Genomic DNA, 16,320 nt, shown 5'->3' with positions numbered 1-16,320 from the left:
GGAATGTATATGGAAAACTTAGCTGTATCTCTACCAGGATTGGATATGAAGAACCCCATTATGCCAGCCAGTGGCACGTTTGGGTTTGGAGATCTGTATCATGATCTATATGACTACGAAACACTTGGAGCAATTGTGCTCAAATCTACAACAAAAGAAGCCAGAACTGGAAACGAAGACCCCAGGTTCTTTCTGATGGAGCATGGGGCATTGAATGCTGTAGGTTTAAAAAATCCGGGAGTAGACAAAGTGCTTTCTGATAAAATTCCTAATTTAGCAAAGTATCATACGCCCGTTATAGCAAGTGTTGCTGGAAAGACAGTAGAAGAATTTGCTTACGTAGCTAAAAAAATTAGTGAATCAGAAGGGATTTCAGCTCTAGAAATCAATGTATCTTGTCCGAATGTAAAAGAAGGTGGACTAGCCTTTGGAACGGATGCAGGAAAAGTCAAAGAGATCACGGAAGCAGTGAAAAAAGTGACGACGCTACCGGTTTACATCAAATTATCACCAAATGTTACAGACATCGTAGCAATCGCAAAAGCAGCTGAATCTGGTGGAGCAGACGGTATAACCTTAATCAATACGGTTTTAAGTATGCAATTTGATGTTGCGACCAGAAAATCAGTCTTAGGTAATGTCATGGGCGGATTATCTGGAGAAAGCGTACTGCCAATAGCGGTTCGTATGGTTTATCAAATCGCTAAAGAAGTTGATTTACCAATTATAGGTATGGGTGGTGTCCAGTCAACTGATGACGTTTTGCAAATGTTACTTGCCGGAGCATCTGCAGTAGCGATTGGAACAGCGACTTATAGAAATCCTCTGATTATGAAGCAAATTATAGCTGAGTTGCCTAAACGGTTAAATGAGTTAGGAATCCCCTCAATAGAGTCTTTGATTTCTGAAGTGAAAAAGGAGAGAAGCAATGGATAATAAGCCGATTATCGCTCTGGATTTTTCTACAAAGGCAGAAGTAGAACATTTCCTGACACACTTTCCAAAACAATCTCTCAACGTTAAAGTCGGGATGGAATTGTTTTATCAAGAAGGTATTGAAATCTTAAAACAATTAAAAGAATCTGGACATGATGTATTTTTAGATATTAAGCTTCATGATATTCCAACAACAGTTTATAAGGCAATGAGAGGCTTAGCTGGTTATGGAGTGGACATGGTCAACGTTCATGCAGCTGGAGGCGTAGAGATGATGGCAGCCGCTAAAAAAGGGCTGAAAGATGGAAAGAAAGCAGGATCAAAAAAGCCATTACTCATAGCGGTAACTCAATTGACGAGTACAACTGAAGAAAACATGCAAAGAGAACAAAAGGTCTCTGGTACACTAGAAGAGAGCGTGTTAAACTATGCTCGACTCTCTTATTTTGCCGGTGTTGATGGTGTCGTTTGTTCGGTTCATGAAGCAAAAGAAGTTGAGCAAGTGACTGCACCAAAATTCTTGCGTGTTACACCGGGCATCAGGTTGCCAGGAGATCTGACGAACGATCAAAAAAGAATTGCTACCCCACTGGAAGCAAAGAGAGAAAAAGCGACACATATTGTAGTAGGGCGAACAATCACAAAATCAAAAGACCCGGCTACTGCTTATCAAGAAGTATTAAAATATTGGAATGGAGAATGATATGAGCTACTCATCGAAAGTATCAAAAGATTTGCTTGAAATCGGAGCAGTCTCAATACAACCTAATGATCCATTTACTTGGACAAGCGGAATGAAGAGTCCAATTTACTGTGATAACAGAATCACTATGAGTTATCCAGAAATCAGAAATACAATTGTTGAGGCATTTGTTTCGATTATCAATCAATATTACCCAGAAGTAGAAGTGATAGCAGGAACGGCTACAGCGGGGATCCCACATGCTGCTTGGATCGCACAGAAATTAAATCTGCCAATGGTTTATATTAGAAGCTCTGCTAAAAAGCATGGAAAAGGAAAACAAATTGAAGGAACCTTCGAACCTGACGCTAAAATGGTTATCATCGAAGATTTGATTTCTACTGGTAGCAGTGTCATCAATGCTGTCCAAGAAGCAAGAAGAGAAGGTGCGGAAGTATTGGGTGTAGCAGCAATCTTTACCTATGAATTAGAGATTAGTACGTATGCATTCGATGAGCTAGAAGTTGCCTTGAAAACAATCACCACATACTCTGAAATGATACAGGTAGCCCTAGAATCAGGTAGAATTAAAGATAGTGATAGAACGAGTTTGATGGAATGGAAAAAGGATCCTAAAAGTTGGCAGTGATACTTGATTTTTAGTATGAAGTGCTGTAAGATTTATAAAGTGCTATAGTACTGAAAAGACTTTTCGTTTGATTCAGACTTTAGAACATAGACCATTACTTGGATAGGCGTAACACCAACGTTATCTCAGTAACTGGATTCAAAAAAAGAGGAAGAGGTGTAGTGAAATGGCTATAACAAAAGAACTTAAAACACAAATCATGACAGAATATGCTCGTCACGAAGGAGATACTGGTTCTCCAGAAGTGCAAATCGCTGTATTGACTGCTGATATCAACGAATTGAATGAGCATGCTCAAAGACATAAAAAAGATTTCCACTCTATGCGTGGACTAATGAAAAAAATCGGTCACCGTCGTAACTTGTTAGCTTATTTACGTAACAAAGATATCACACGTTACCGCGAATTGATCCAACGTTTAGGACTACGTCGTTAATAAAAGGCTATATAAACCGCTTAGTTATAAAAGTTAGATGGATATGCGGGTAAAGATATATACGCCTGCCATCATCTTAATAGCGAATCCGGATTTATAAGCTGGATTTGGTTTATAAAAAAAGCGGGATTCTTTTGAATCTCGCTTTCTTTATAGTCAAAATTTGGAAAAATCGGGAAGATTTGATTCTCTACTATGCAAATGTGATTTTTTTAATAGGAAAAATGACATTTGTTTAGTAGAACGAACTTCCTGTCAATAAAGATCAAAAGGAGAATATAATGTCAGATAAAAAAATATTTTCAACCGAAATCGGTGGAAGAACCTTAACAGTAGAAATCGGTCAATTAGCCAAACAAGCCAATGGTGCTGCATTACTTAGATATGAAGATACTGTCGTATTAACTGCTGCTGTAGCAAGCAATCAAGCTAGTGACCGTGACTTTTTTCCGTTAATGGTTAGTTACGAAGAAAAAATGTATTCAGTTGGTAAAATTCCTGGAGGATTTATCAAAAGAGAAGGACGTCCTTCTGAAAATGCAACCTTAACTGCTCGTCTAATTGATAGACCACTGCGTCCAATGTTTGCTGAAGGGTTTCGTAACGAAGTTCAAATCACCAACACAGTTATGTCTGTTGATCCCAACAATTCTCCAGAAATGACAGCTATGCTTGGTTCTTCACTAGCATTAAGTATTTCAAACATTCCGTTTAATGGACCAATTGCGGGTGTAAACGTTGGTAGAGTGAACGGAGAACTCATCATCAATCCAACGGAAGAGCAAACAGAACAATCTGATATTCACCTAACTGTTGCGGGGACTAAGGAAGCAATCAACATGGTTGAGAGTGGAGCAGAACAAGTATCAGAAGAAGATATGTTAGAAGCTTTGCTTTTCGGACATGATGCAATCAAAGAACTTGTAGCATTCCAAGAAAAAATTGTAGCGGAACTTGGACAAGAAAAAATGGAAGTTATCCTTTCTGTTCCAAATCAAGACCTTAAACAAGAAATCACTTCGGCTTATAACGATCAAATGAAAGAAGCCATTCAAACGTTCGATAAGCAAGAAAGAGCTGAAAAAACAGAAGCCGTTAAGCAAGAAATTATTGAAGCTTATCAAGAAAAATTAGCTGATCATGAAGAAAAAGACAGCATGATGAAAGATGTTAAAACAATTGCTTCTGATATGGAAAAAGATGAAGTACGTCGTTTGATTACTCAAGAAAATGTTAGACCCGATGGACGTAAAGTCGATGAGATTCGTGCACTTGAATCAGAAGTTTCTATTCTTCCTCGTGTTCATGGTTCTGGACTGTTTACTCGTGGACAGACGCAAGCATTATCTGTTGCCACACTTGCACCACTTAATGAGCATCAGATTATTGATGGTCTTGGAAGTGAAAGCAGCAAGAGATTCATCCATCACTATAACTTCCCGCAATTTTCTGTAGGAAGTACTGGACCAGTAAGAGGACCAGGTCGTCGCGAAATTGGACACGGAGCATTAGGAGAAAGAGCTTTAGCACAAGTGATCCCGAGTGAGGAAGAATTTCCATACATGATCCGTTTAGTAGCAGAAGTACTTGAATCAAATGGTTCTTCTTCTCAAGCGAGTATCTGTGCAGGGACATTAGCTTTGATGGACGCTGGAGTACCGATCAAAGCACCAGTTGGCGGTATCGCAATGGGATTAGTTATGGAAGGTGACGATTATACTGTACTGACTGATATCCAAGGTCTAGAAGATCACCTTGGTGATATGGACTTTAAAGTTGCTGGAACAAGAGAAGGTATCACAGCCTTACAAATGGATATTAAAATTGAAGGAATTACTAGAGAGATCTTGGAAGAAGCGTTGACTTCTGCTAGAAAAGCTCGTCTTGAAATTCTTGATAATCTTGAAGCGGCTATTGAAGCTCCACGCACTGAGTTGAGTGCCTATGCACCAAAAATCGAGTCCATCAAAATCAAGCCAGAACAAATCAAGGTGGTTATCGGTAAAGGTGGAGATACGATTAATGGTATCATCGCTGAAACAAATGTTAAAATCGATATCGATGAAGAAGGAACAGTCTCTATCTACGGTCAAGATGCTAGTGCAATTCAACGTGCAATCGAAATCATCGAGCAATTGACTGAAGAAGTAGAAGTTGGAAAAATTTATAAAGGAACCGTTAAGAGAATTGAAAAATTCGGTGCTTTTGTAGAAATTATCAAAGGAAAAGATGGCTTAGTCCATGTATCCGAACTTTCTGATAAATACATCAAGAATGTTGAAGATGTGATTTCAGTTGGGGATGTTCTTGAAGTTAAAGTAACAGAAGTTGATAAAATGGGAAGAGTAAACCTTTCTAGAAAAGCTGTTCTTGAAGCGAAAGAAAATGAAACTGAAACAGAATAATTTAAGCCATTAAAAAAAGCACCCTTTTGAAATCTAACTGGAATCAGTTGATGGATAAGAGGGTGCTTTATTGTATTCTAGATTTAGATATATCCATCGTCTCCTCGAATAGAGTAATGAGTAGAAATGAGTGGCGTCGTTTCAGAAGTATCTAAATAAGTTACGACTAGAGCCCCATCATCATCCAAAGAGTCGATAGAAGCTTTTCTTCTACTAACTGTATCTTCAATCCAATAGCGATGACCAATCAAAGCGGAATGTTTTCTGCAGACATCTAAAAAAGGCTTCGTGTCCTGATCAGAGAGCCAGGACTCATAGTAGGTTTCAAAAAACTCTAAAAATCTAGAAACAATCTTGTTTGGATCAACTGTGTCGGCTTCTATTTTAAGCGAACTGGCTTTTTCTTTTAAGGGTTCAGGAATATCTTCTTTATCCAGATTGGTATTGACACCTATACCAATGATGATGCCTTCAAGTTGGCTTCCTGAGTACTCTGCTTCAGTTAAAATACCTGAGATTTTCTTTTTATTGACCAAGACATCATTGGGCCACTTGATTTGAGCGTCACTATTTGCTGCTAAAGATCGGACAAGCGCAGCAGCGGCCATTTGTGTCAAAATAGAGTAACGTAGTTTTTGATTTGATGGTTTGAGTAGTAGACTCATGGATAGAGTTTTTCCAGCAGGTGAAGACCATTGTCGTCCTAACCGTCCTTTTCCCACTGTCTGTTCATGCGCAAGAACTAAGGAACCATGATTTAATGAGCTTAAATGCTCTTTGATATAATCATTTGTAGAATCCACTGACTGAAGAAGTGTTATATGGTGACCAATTCTTTCAGTTTTCAGCTGGTTTACAATAGACACTTTAGATAAAATAGGATTCAAGAGCGTGACCGTTTGATCGTCAAAGTGGATGGGCATCTTATCTTCCGCAATTTCTTTTAATACATTTTTTGTCATTTCTTCAGAACACGCACAAGCCGCACTAACTTCTACTATTGAAACAGAATGAGTGGTCTGACTATTTAAGTAATCCAAATGATGAGCTTTTAAAGTTTGAGGAACCATAATTTCGATCTCCATTTCCTTCAAGTTTATAGTAGTAAAGTATACAGATACTAAAAGAGAAAGTCGACTCGTTCCCAAGTTGAAGATTAGTAGGAAATAAGGAATTTCTATGCTATACTAAAATCAGTGTAGAGTGAACGGACGTAAGAAAAATAGGTGAAATAGACTATAATAACTAAGTTGAACTATACGTTAAATCAACTTTTAGAGGTGAAAAATTTGAGTAATATTAAGATTATTCCTTTTGGAGGAGTAAGAGAAAACGGAAAAAATTTATATGTTATTGAATCAGGAGAGGACATTTTTGTCTTGGATTGTGGATTAATGTATCCAGAAGACGACTTGTATGGTATTGATGCAGTTATTCCTGACTTCAGTTATTTACTAGAAAACAAAGACCGTATTGCAGGTGTATTTTTATCACACGGACATGAGGATGCTATAGGCGCACTGCCATATTTCCTTGAGTCTTTCAATGTACCTGTATTTGGATCAGAACTAACCATTGCATTGGCAAAATTATTTGTTAATGAATCTAGTCTTGGGGCTAATTTTGATGATTATCATGTAATCGATGAACACACAGAAATTGATTTCCATGGAAACCTAGTGAAGTTTTTCAGAACAACGCATACAATACCTGACTCTATGGGGATTTCTGTTAAGACTGATGATGGAAACATTGTCTACACTGGAAACTTTAAGTTTGATCAAAGTGCAAGTGAAGGATACCGTACGGATTTTTCTCAGATTTCTGAGATCGGTAAAGAAGGTGTACTTGCGTTATTGAGTGATTCAAACGAAGCAGAAAGCATGATAGAAAATGTTTCTGAGAAAAAAGTTCAAGAAGAAGTGTTGGATATTTTCCAAGACTCAAATAGTAGAATTATTGTTGCCGCAGTAGCAAGTAACATTTTACGTATTCAACAAGTGCTGAACGCGGCACAAGCATCTGGAAGAAAAGTTTTCATTACAGGACGTAATCTTGAAGCAATTCTCGCAACAGCTATTGAATTAGACAAATTGACACTTCCTGATGAGAATTTGATTGTTTCAGTGGATAAAATTGATCAGTTTGATGATAACCAAATTATTGTACTTGAAACAGGCGCTTCTGGTGAACCAATTAAAACACTTAGTCGTATGGCAACAGGCAATCATGGACAAGTTAATATTAAAGAAAATGATCTTGTATTTATTGCTACAAGTCCATCTATTGCAATGGAAGTAACCGTTGCTGAAACAGAGAACTTGATTTACAGAGCGGGCGCTACCGTTAAGCATATTTCTGATAATATGAAAGCTTCTGGTCATGCTACGCCTAACGACCTTCAATTGATGATCAATTTACTTCAACCGAAATATTTCATACCAATCCAAGGAGAGTATCGTATGCTTGCAGCTCACGCTGATTTAGCAAATGAAACAGGTATGGATAACGCAGATATCTTTATTTTAAGTAATGGAGATGTTTTGAATTATCAAAATGGCAAAATAAATCAGACTGGTCAAGTACCAGCTGAGAATACGCTAATTGATGGAATTGGTATCGGAGACATTGGAAATATTGTTTTAAGAGATAGACGACTATTATCTGAAGATGGTATTTTTGTAGCGGTTGTAACGATCGACCGAAAAAAACGCAAAGTCGTATCTGGTCCACACATTGTAACAAGAGGATTTGTCTTTGTTAAAGAAAGTCAGGATTTGATTAATGAGTCTAACGAAATCGTTACTGATGTAGTTCGCAAAAATCTTGAACATAATGATTTCGACTGGGGATCTATCAAGCAAGATATCAGAGAAGAACTTGGAAATCATTTATTCAAAAAAACACGTAGACGTCCAATCATCTTACCTGTTATAATGGAAGTGAACCAAAATCGTCGATTCAAGTAAATCGCGATAACTTAACTATTTGTACTAGGGGAGCCAATTGAATTGGCTGAGAGTGGACTATTAGTCCAGACCCTTTGAACCTGTACGTTCGTACGTGCGTAGGGAGAGTACCTAGAATCAGTGTCTAAAAGTATCTTTTTGCTTTTTGCTATGATGATAAGAATATACTCCTCCTCTAGTATACATAGTATCTATAGGAGGAGTTTTTGTATGCAGAACGAAAAGTTAAGAGTTTATATTGAAGGGACATTGTTTGCGGCCATTGCCATGATTTTGTCTTTAATACCAATAGGGATTGGAGCATCTTTTAGTATTTCATTAGGTACGATTCCGTTGACCTTTTTTGCGATTAGAAGAGGAATGGTGCCTGGTTTATTTGCAGGATTTTTGTGGGGAATCTTGCATGTAGTAGCTGGAACAGCTTATATACTGAATATCTATCAATTTATTATTGAATATGGATTTGCTTTCACTTGTGTTGGTTTTGCCGGGTACTTTAGCCAGACCATTATCAAAAATATAAAAGAAAATTCACTTGGCACCGCTAAAAAGTATTTGATCATTACGACGTTCATAGGATCAGCTGCTCGTTGGTTCTGGCACTTCGTAGCTGGCGTATTCTTTTTTGGAGACTATGCAGTGTGGGGGCTTGATCCTGTAACGTTTTCGCTGCTATTCAATGGAGCGAGCATGCTCGCTACAATAGCGGTTACGATTATTGTATTGGTGCTGTTATTCGACAGAGCTTCATCTATGTTTGTGCCTAAATTAAAAAGCTGATCCTTGAAAATATTTCCCATAAAGCAGTCTCTATTAATAGAGGCTGCTTTGTTGTTTTACGAACTAATTGTTACAGAATACCGTATTTTTTTAAAGGAAGCTTCGCTTTAGGAACACTCTAGGGGTAATATATGTAGACGGGTAAAGGCGTAATAGTGTAAACTGATTAAGAAAAACTCTAGAAGGCTTAGTATCAGGTGTTCATAGAGGAGTCAACAAAAGGACTATAAGGGGAATAAAATGGAGATTATTAGAACATTATTTTGGTTATTTATTTTTATCAATTCGATCTTAGCATTTATAACAGTTTTCAGAGAAAGAGAAAGAGATATTGCAGCAATATGGGCATGGTTACTCGTCATAACAATGTTACCAGGGATTGGATTTGTTCTTTACCTATTTCTTGGACGAAAGATTTCTCAAGAAAATATTTTCGATATTCGGTCACAGAAAAGAATTGGTATGACGCAATTGGTTGAAGCGCAAAAACAGTTAATTGAGTCTGAAAATTTAGATGTTCCGGAAGCGAAGCATATGGATACCACATTGGAACTGGTTTCTCTTTTCTTAGAAAGTAATGAAGCCATTTTGACCAAAGGAAATAAAGTCGATATTATCACAGATGGTAAAGAAAAATTCGATAAATTAATAGAAGACATTGGTAAAGCAGAACATCATATTCATGTGACTTATTATATATTCAAAGCAGATGGTATTGGTACAAGATTGTTAAAAGCATTGGAAGAAAGAGCCGAACATGGCGTTGAAGTTAAAGTTTTATATGACCCGATTGGAGCTAGAGTCGTAGGCGCTCATTTTTTTGAACACCTAAAAGCTCTTGGAGGAAAAGCTGAACCCTTCTTCGGTTCTAAATTTTTCAGATTGAATTACAGAAATCATAGAAAAATAGTCGTAATTGATGGAAAAGTAGGATATACAGGAGGCTTTAACGTCGGAGATGATTATTTGGGTCTTTATGAAAAGATGGGATACTGGAGAGATACACACCTTAGAATCAACGGAAACGGTGTGCTTCCTTTGCAGACAAGGTTTTTGATGGACTGGAATGCATCTGTTAAACATCATCCAGTCAGTTATGAAGAAAGTTATTTTCCGGTTTCATCTTTTATGGGAACTACTGATCTACAAATTGTTTCCAGTGGCCCTGATAATGAAATGCATGCAATTAAAAAAGGTTTTCTTAAAATGATCAGTATGGCCAAGGAGTCCGTTTATATACAAACACCTTATTTCATACCAGATGAAGCGTTAATGGAAACGATAAAAATTGCGAGTTTATCTGGTATTGATGTTAAATTAATGATTCCCAACAAACCAGATCATCCTTTCATATATCGGGCTACTCTTAGTTATGCTGAAGAAATGATTAGTTCAGGCGTTAAAGTATATATATACGATGCTGGATTTATTCATGCAAAGACGATCGTAATAGATGGAGAAATCTTATCAGTGGGTACCGCCAACTTTGATATCCGAAGCTTTAAGTTGAATTTTGAAGTCAATACTTTTATGTATGATCGCCATTTAGCGAGAGAGCAAGTAGCAATTTTCGAAAAAGATATGGAAGCTTCCTATGAGTTAACTAGAGAAATTATAAACCAATATTCTAGATGGGAATTATTCAAACAGCAATTTAGTCGCTTGTTTTCACCAATACTATAGGTTTTATAATAAACATGTAAAAAATTCATTTGTAATGAACTAAAAAGTCTTCAAAGGGAACAGGTTTCTCCCTCTGAAGACTTTTTTAGTTTTAAAAGATATACCTAGCAATAAATAAAACGAATGTTTAAGCTGTATAGTTTAATTAGCTAGTCTAATGTGTCTGATTTGATCACTGTTTATCAAATGCACAGTATTACTATTGTGGCTATTCAATATAATTTGACTACTATAAGGAGAAAAAGAAGCAGTTCCCGTACATTCGGATATAGATGAGCGGTGTGCAGATGGATTCAATTGTATAGTAATAAGTTTTTGTTTGCGCACAGCTTGTTTGATGAAATGTCTTAGTTGTAAAGCTGGCATTTGTTTGTGAACTGCAAAGTGAGTACGATTTAAATAAGTTTCTTTAAAGTAATGAAAGATTTGATTTTTTTCAACTGCAAATTTTTCCATGAGCTCATCTCCCGAACGTTTGTTTAAATAGATTATACCGAACACGCATTCCGTTTGTCAATAAAGAATTAAAAAGTCAATTTAAGCATCTAAAGCTTACCTTAAGAACTATCGTACTAATAAGTATGGTCAAAGTTGATGTTTTTTAACTTAGGATGATTTCACGAATTTCTGTTCATTGTGCACATTTATTTTGCGCTCGATATTATATAGTAATAAGAAAGAAAGCAAACTTTAAAAACGCAAATTATAAAAATGAAAACTCTATTGAAAACACGTGATATTAAGATTCTTAGGTTAGAGTATCCAAAATTGGTTAGAGTGAACTTAAAATAAAGAATATGAAGTTGCAAGTGCTCACAATCTTTGATTCTACAACAAAAATCTTCATTTATAGTAGGCCTATCGAATTGAAATCTCCTGAGACGTATGGTATCATATTACTCGTAGTCGAAATAAAATATTAATGCGGTTGGGCGTGAGCTTTCAAGGATAATTTCTTCTGGGGTGAGAAGAGGCTTGTTAGTTGCGCCCTTTTTGGCGGAAGGAGGCACGATATGAACCGTGAGGCAATTAATTATGTAAAAGACGCTGAAGCACGCGCTTCTCAATTACGGAAAGACGCTGATGACGAAATCAAACAGATCGAAAAAGAAACAGCTCAAGAAGTTGAATCTATTCGAACAGCACTTGAAAAAGAGTTATCAGAATACAAGTCTGAGCAAGAGCAAATTTACAGTAGTAAATTAGAGAAAGACAAAGCTGAAATGGATGAATCCGCTAGTAGAGAAGCAGAGCGGTTCGAACAGGCTTATCAAGAGAACAAAAATGCTCTAGCCAATCGAATAGCAGAGGAGGTAGTGCGTCGATATGGCAATCGCTAAAATGAAAAAACTGACTTTGATGGCCGAGCAACAGAACAAAGAAACATTGTTGCGTTCTATTCAAGAAATGCAGAGTATCGAAGTCATTTCACTATCGGATGTTTTAGAAGAAGAAATTCTTGATCAGTTTGAAGTCACAGATTCTTATAAAGAAACTGCGGATTTCCAAACAAAGATTCAAGATATTGAACACGCGATCACTTACGTTAACAAGTATGTTCCTCAACCTGGAACAATTGAAAAATTAAAGACTAAGCGTGATGTTTTCACTTTAGAAGAATTGGAGAGCCATGTTTCAAACGTAGACGTGGATGCTTTGATCGACAAAGTGAATTCAAGAGAACAAAAATTGAATCAGATTGAAGAGCAGAAAAAAGCTCTCCAAGAAGAAGAATCGTTTTTAAGAAAATGGCGAGGACTTAATTTCCTTCCTCAAGAAGTTAAAGGACTTAAGTTGTTGAATGTTCACATCGGAACAGTTGATAATGAACATGCACCTTTATTAACTCAAGGATTAGATGAGCTAGCTACTGTATACTTTGAAGAGATCTATAGTAGACAAGATGAATCTGCTTATATGATCATTGTTCCAAAGGATAGTGAAGCAGCTTTCAATAAGCTCATTATAGAATTGAGTTTCAGAGAATTAAAATACACGTATGACCTGTTACCAGAAGATGCATTGTATGCTAATTTAAATGCTCAAAAAGAATTACGTGAAGAAGAGTCGGCTGCTAAAAAAGAAATGAAAGAGTGGAAATCACTTGTTAAAGATCTTGAATTAGCAGAAGAATATTACTACAACCTCGGGCAAAGAGATTTAGCTAAAGACTTAGTTTTAAATAGTGAACACTTATTTATTGCTAGTGGATGGATTGAAGAAGAGAAAGTTGATTTATTGAAAAACACTCTTCATTCTGAAATTGGGGAAGATAGTATTGTCGTTATGACAGACGACGTGAAAATGGAAGAATTTAACCAGGTTCCAATCGTCTTGAAAAATAGCAATTTAATCAAACCATTCGAATTGATTACTGAGATGTTCAGCTTGCCAAAATACAATGAAGTCGATCCTACACCACTTATGTTCCCATTCTTCATGATTTTCTTTGGTATGATCGGAGCAGATCTGGGATACGGAATTTTACTTGGACTTGTTACTTTTGTCGCATTGAAATTCTTCAGTGTGGAAGGCTCTACGAGAAGATTTATGAAGTTTCTTCATATACTATCGTATCCGACTATGGCATTTGGACTATTTTTCGGAAGTTTCTTTGGAGTATCGTTACCGTTTCATGTGCTTTCACTACAAGATAACGTCATTGAAGTCATGATTCTATCTGTCGCTCTGGGTGTAATTCAATTGATCTTTGGATTAGTTATGAACGGTATTATAAAAAACCGTCAAGGACAAAGAGCTTCTAGTTATGTGGATGGTTACGCTTGGGCAATGATGCTACTGGGACTTGTTGTTTATGTTTTAGGCTCAATGGTCTTCAATATACCACTCGTTTCTCAAGTCGGTCTTGGTTTGACATTGATTAATGTTGCTGGGATTATTGTCGTTTCAACCATCTCTAGTAAGAACAAAGGAATGGGATTTGGATTAGGTTTATATAATTTGTACGGTGTTACTGGTTATGTCGGAGACGTCGTCAGTTATACTCGTTTAATGGCATTGGGTGTAGCAAGTGCGAATATCGCAATGGCATTTAACTTGATTATCGGATTCTTACCGCCACTGTTCAGATTCACAATCGGGGTAGTATTAATCATCGCTCTTCAAGGAATGAATATTGCATTATCATTCTTGAGTGCATATGTCCATTCGTCAAGACTACAATACGTGGAATTTTTCGGTAAATTCTTCGAGGGTGGCGGTAAGCCATTAACCCCTCTTAAAACACTTGAAAAACATATTTGGTTAAAAAAAGAAACTAATTAAATTAATGGAGGAATAATATAATGGAATTTTTACAAACACTTTTAGGGGACAACATGGGTCAAATTTTTGCTGGATTAGGAATAGCTATGGCTGTTATCTTTTCAGGTATCGGATCTTCACGCGGGGTAGCAACTGCCGGTGAAGCTGCAGCAGCGTTAACAAAAGAACAACCAGAATCATTTGGTCGTGCATTAGTACTACAAATGCTACCAGCAACACAAGGTCTTTACGGTTTCGTTATCGGATTCTTGATTTTCCTACAAATCACTCCTGAATTAGCAGTATCAGAAGGTTGGTACCTGTTTATGGCTGGATTACCAGTAGCATTCACATGTCTTTCTTCAGGTGGTAACCAAGGTCGCGTTTCTGCAGCAGCTATGCAAATCTTAGCTCAAAAACCAGAACACACTACTAAAGGTATCATCTACTCAGCAATGGTTGAGACTTATGCAATCTTAGGATTCGTTATTTCCTTAGTAATGATCATCTTATAATAAAAATAAAATCACTTCTTCAATAGAGTAAAGATCGTATTGAACGTAATCTTTACTCTTTACTGAAAGAAGAAATACTAAGGAGGTTCAGTATGGCGGATTTAAAATTATTGACAGAAAAAGTTATTGAAAAAGAAAAAGTAGCCATTCGTCAACGTGTTGAAGAAGCACGCAAAAACGCTGAGGATGAAGTTCAGGCGGCTCGCGCTAAAGCAGAGCAAGATAAAACTGCACGCAAGCAAACAATTGACGAAAATGCACAACAAAACTATACAATTCGTAACAATACGCTTGAAATTCAAAAAAGAAATGATGTCTTATCTGCTAAACAGGCAATCCTCTCGCGTGTTTTGGAAGATGCTAAAGTTGAGTTAGATCAAATTAACGAAGCAGCTTTCAAACAGTTTACAAAAGATGTTATTTCTCAATTCCAATCAGAAAGTAAAGTAACCATTGTACTAGGTTCTAAAACAGCTGGTTTAATCGACCAAGCATGGTTGGAAAGTGCAACTGGCTCGTCAATTGAAGCGACTCTTTCAAACGAAACGGTTCAAAATGAAGCTGGATTGCTAGTTCAGATAGAAGGTATTGAATACAATTTCTTATTCGATGCATTGATTGAAGATGCTAGATCAGAAATTGTACCCATCATAACTAAAGAATTATTTGTTTAAGGAGGAGAAAAACTTGAAAGATACCGCTTATGGTTCAAGTAATGTACTCATTCGTGTGTATGAAAATAACCTCCTTAATCGGGGACATTATGACCGTATGCTGGCAGCGGACTCATTTGAAGATGCTGTAAATGTACTACGTGAAACCCCATATAGAAATGATGTTGATCGCATAAAAGAGGATAAAGATTATGACACCATGCTAATGAATGAGTTACACCAGACGTTTGATGAGCTATTTAAAATCTCACCAAATAAAGCTCTAGTAGAAGTTTTCGGCTTACGTTATGCATACCATAATCTAAAAGTGTTATTCAAAGAGGAGTTTACAGAACAAGATTTGGATCACCTGTTTATCCCAATCGGACGTTACGATATCTCTGAATTGAGACAAGCTGTTAGAACAGGAACTTCAGACGTTCTTCCTCAACCTTACTTGGATAGTATAAACGAAGTACAAACGGACTACGATGAGTACCACAATACTCAGTCAATAGACATTATTTTAGATCGTCGATTCTTCAGTCATATGCGTATTCTTGCTGACGAAACTGGTGAGCAAGGTATACCAGAAATGGTTGAGACTTTTATCGATTTTCAGAATTTATCTACACTGACTCGAGCAATGAAACAGAACAGAACACGTAACTTCTTGGTTACGATTTTGTCTAGCTCTGGCTCTATTCCAAAAGCTGATCTTGTGGATATTGCAAACAAAGATATGAGTACAGCTGCGAATATTTTGAAAGATACTAAGTATAAATCAATTATTGAAGCATCTGTTGATTCTGATACAAACGAAATTTCACCAGTGAAATTGGATTTTGAAATTGATAATGCCTATATGAAAATGATGCAAGATGCTAAATTGAAGTCTTTCGGTCCTTTGCCGATTGCAGCTTTTATTTACGCAAAAGAAACTGAAGTCAAAAATCTACGTCTCATTCTCTCTGGTAAGGAAAACGGCGTTTCTGCCGATGGAATTAGAGAAAGGATGCGATTGAATTATGCCTAGTAAAATTGGTGTTGTTGGAGACAGAGAATCTGTATTAGCATTCAAAATGCTTGGATTCGATGTATATTTTGCTTCAGAAGCAAAAGAGACAAGACGTACGATTGACAAACTCGCAGACCAGAAATACGGGGTTATTTATTTAACTGAGCAATTGGCAGAACTGATCCCAGATACGATAAGAAGATATGATGCTAAGTTAACACCTGCCATCATTTTGATCCCGAATCATGCTGGTTCACGCGGCATTGGGAAGAAACGTGTCCAAGAAAACGTCGAAAAAGCTGTGGGTCAAAATATTTTATAGGAGGGTAC

Annotated in this window: 16 protein-coding genes, 1 riboswitch and 1 other annotated feature; of the genes, 14 read left to right on the top strand and 2 right to left on the bottom strand. The window is 36.9% G+C overall.

Features of this window, described 5'->3' with window-relative positions:
• The first annotated feature begins 3 nt into the window (after positions 1-3).
• The 5 genes from ACFP65_RS11680 (at position 4) to pnp (ending at position 5,108) form a co-directional block, all read left to right on the top strand.
• The gene (locus ACFP65_RS11680) at positions 4-936 is read left to right on the top strand and encodes a dihydroorotate dehydrogenase (RefSeq protein ID WP_379918781.1); all 933 of its coding nucleotides are present in this window, start codon (positions 4-6) and stop codon (positions 934-936) included.
• Positions 929-1,639 (top strand): orotidine-5'-phosphate decarboxylase, encoded by a 711-nt coding sequence (gene pyrF / locus ACFP65_RS11675; protein ID WP_379918779.1) that lies wholly within the window; start codon positions 929-931, stop codon positions 1,637-1,639. Before ACFP65_RS11680 ends, pyrF begins: the two co-directional genes overlap by 8 nt.
• A gap of 1 nt (position 1,640) precedes the next feature.
• Positions 1,641-2,267 carry an orotate phosphoribosyltransferase gene (gene pyrE / locus ACFP65_RS11670; RefSeq protein WP_379918777.1) on the top strand — a complete coding sequence of 209 codons (627 nt, stop codon included), beginning with the start codon at positions 1,641-1,643 and terminating at the stop codon, positions 2,265-2,267.
• A gap of 166 nt (positions 2,268-2,433) precedes the next feature.
• A complete protein-coding gene (gene rpsO, locus ACFP65_RS11665) occupies positions 2,434-2,703 on the top strand; it encodes a 30S ribosomal protein S15 (protein ID WP_327756502.1) in 270 nt (89 codons plus the stop codon).
• A 281-nt stretch (positions 2,704-2,984) separates the two neighbouring features.
• Complete coding sequence (gene pnp / locus ACFP65_RS11660) at positions 2,985-5,108, top strand: polyribonucleotide nucleotidyltransferase (RefSeq protein WP_379918775.1); 2,124 nt, start codon at positions 2,985-2,987, stop codon at positions 5,106-5,108.
• An 83-nt stretch (positions 5,109-5,191) separates the two neighbouring features.
• Here the strand turns inward: pnp and ACFP65_RS11655 are convergent, their stop codons facing one another.
• Positions 5,192-6,178 (bottom strand): biotin--[acetyl-CoA-carboxylase] ligase, encoded by a 987-nt coding sequence (locus tag ACFP65_RS11655; RefSeq protein ID WP_379918773.1) that lies wholly within the window; start codon positions 6,176-6,178, stop codon positions 5,192-5,194.
• A 219-nt stretch (positions 6,179-6,397) separates the two neighbouring features.
• Between ACFP65_RS11655 and ACFP65_RS11650 the strand changes: the two genes are divergently transcribed.
• The 3 genes from ACFP65_RS11650 (at position 6,398) to cls (ending at position 10,540) form a co-directional block, all read left to right on the top strand.
• The gene (locus ACFP65_RS11650; RefSeq protein WP_379918771.1) at positions 6,398-8,077 is read left to right on the top strand and encodes a ribonuclease J; all 1,680 of its coding nucleotides are present in this window, start codon (positions 6,398-6,400) and stop codon (positions 8,075-8,077) included.
• 16 nt (positions 8,078-8,093) lie between these two features.
• Positions 8,094-8,200: riboswitch (TPP riboswitch) on the top strand.
• Positions 8,201-8,287: 87 nt separating this feature from the next.
• A complete protein-coding gene (gene thiT, locus ACFP65_RS11645; RefSeq protein ID WP_379918769.1) occupies positions 8,288-8,857 on the top strand; it encodes an energy-coupled thiamine transporter ThiT in 570 nt (189 codons plus the stop codon).
• 240 nt (positions 8,858-9,097) lie between these two features.
• Positions 9,098-10,540 (top strand): cardiolipin synthase, encoded by a 1,443-nt coding sequence (gene cls, locus ACFP65_RS11640; protein WP_379918767.1) that lies wholly within the window; start codon positions 9,098-9,100, stop codon positions 10,538-10,540.
• Positions 10,541-10,681: 141 nt separating this feature from the next.
• Here the strand turns inward: cls and ACFP65_RS11635 are convergent, their stop codons facing one another.
• Positions 10,682-10,996: a hypothetical protein gene (locus ACFP65_RS11635; protein ID WP_379918765.1), complete on the bottom strand. Its 315-nt coding sequence runs from the start codon at positions 10,994-10,996 to the stop codon at positions 10,682-10,684.
• Positions 10,997-11,466: 470 nt separating this feature from the next.
• Positions 11,467-11,513, top strand: a sequence feature (sodium ion sensor (DUF1646 type); this cis-regulatory element may regulate processes involved in with the transportation of sodium ions).
• Positions 11,514-11,553: 40 nt separating this feature from the next.
• Here ACFP65_RS11635 and ACFP65_RS11630 point away from each other — a divergent pair.
• From ACFP65_RS11630 to ACFP65_RS11605, 6 genes are all read left to right on the top strand, one after another.
• Positions 11,554-11,880, top strand: coding sequence for a hypothetical protein (locus tag ACFP65_RS11630; RefSeq protein WP_379918763.1), 327 nt, complete (start codon positions 11,554-11,556; stop codon positions 11,878-11,880).
• On the top strand, positions 11,867-13,825 hold the full coding sequence (locus ACFP65_RS11625) for a V-type ATP synthase subunit I (RefSeq protein ID WP_379918761.1): 1,959 nt from the start codon (positions 11,867-11,869) through the stop codon (positions 13,823-13,825). The genes ACFP65_RS11630 and ACFP65_RS11625 overlap by 14 nt, the downstream gene beginning before the upstream one ends.
• A gap of 20 nt (positions 13,826-13,845) precedes the next feature.
• A complete protein-coding gene (locus ACFP65_RS11620; RefSeq protein WP_327756493.1) occupies positions 13,846-14,319 on the top strand; it encodes a V-type ATP synthase subunit K in 474 nt (157 codons plus the stop codon).
• 92 nt (positions 14,320-14,411) lie between these two features.
• The gene (locus ACFP65_RS11615) at positions 14,412-14,993 is read left to right on the top strand and encodes a V-type ATP synthase subunit E family protein (RefSeq protein ID WP_379918759.1); all 582 of its coding nucleotides are present in this window, start codon (positions 14,412-14,414) and stop codon (positions 14,991-14,993) included.
• A 13-nt stretch (positions 14,994-15,006) separates the two neighbouring features.
• Complete coding sequence (locus ACFP65_RS11610; RefSeq protein ID WP_379918757.1) at positions 15,007-16,008, top strand: V-type ATP synthase subunit C; 1,002 nt, start codon at positions 15,007-15,009, stop codon at positions 16,006-16,008.
• On the top strand, positions 16,001-16,312 hold the full coding sequence (locus tag ACFP65_RS11605; RefSeq protein ID WP_225744234.1) for a V-type ATP synthase subunit F: 312 nt from the start codon (positions 16,001-16,003) through the stop codon (positions 16,310-16,312). The genes ACFP65_RS11610 and ACFP65_RS11605 overlap by 8 nt, the downstream gene beginning before the upstream one ends.
• The last annotated feature ends 8 nt before the right edge of the window (positions 16,313-16,320 follow it).

It is taken from the genome of Marinilactibacillus sp. GCM10026970 (assembly GCF_042660675.1).
GTDB lineage: Bacteria > Bacillota > Bacilli > Lactobacillales > Carnobacteriaceae_A > Marinilactibacillus.
This window is presented reverse-complemented; position numbering and strand designations above follow the sequence as displayed.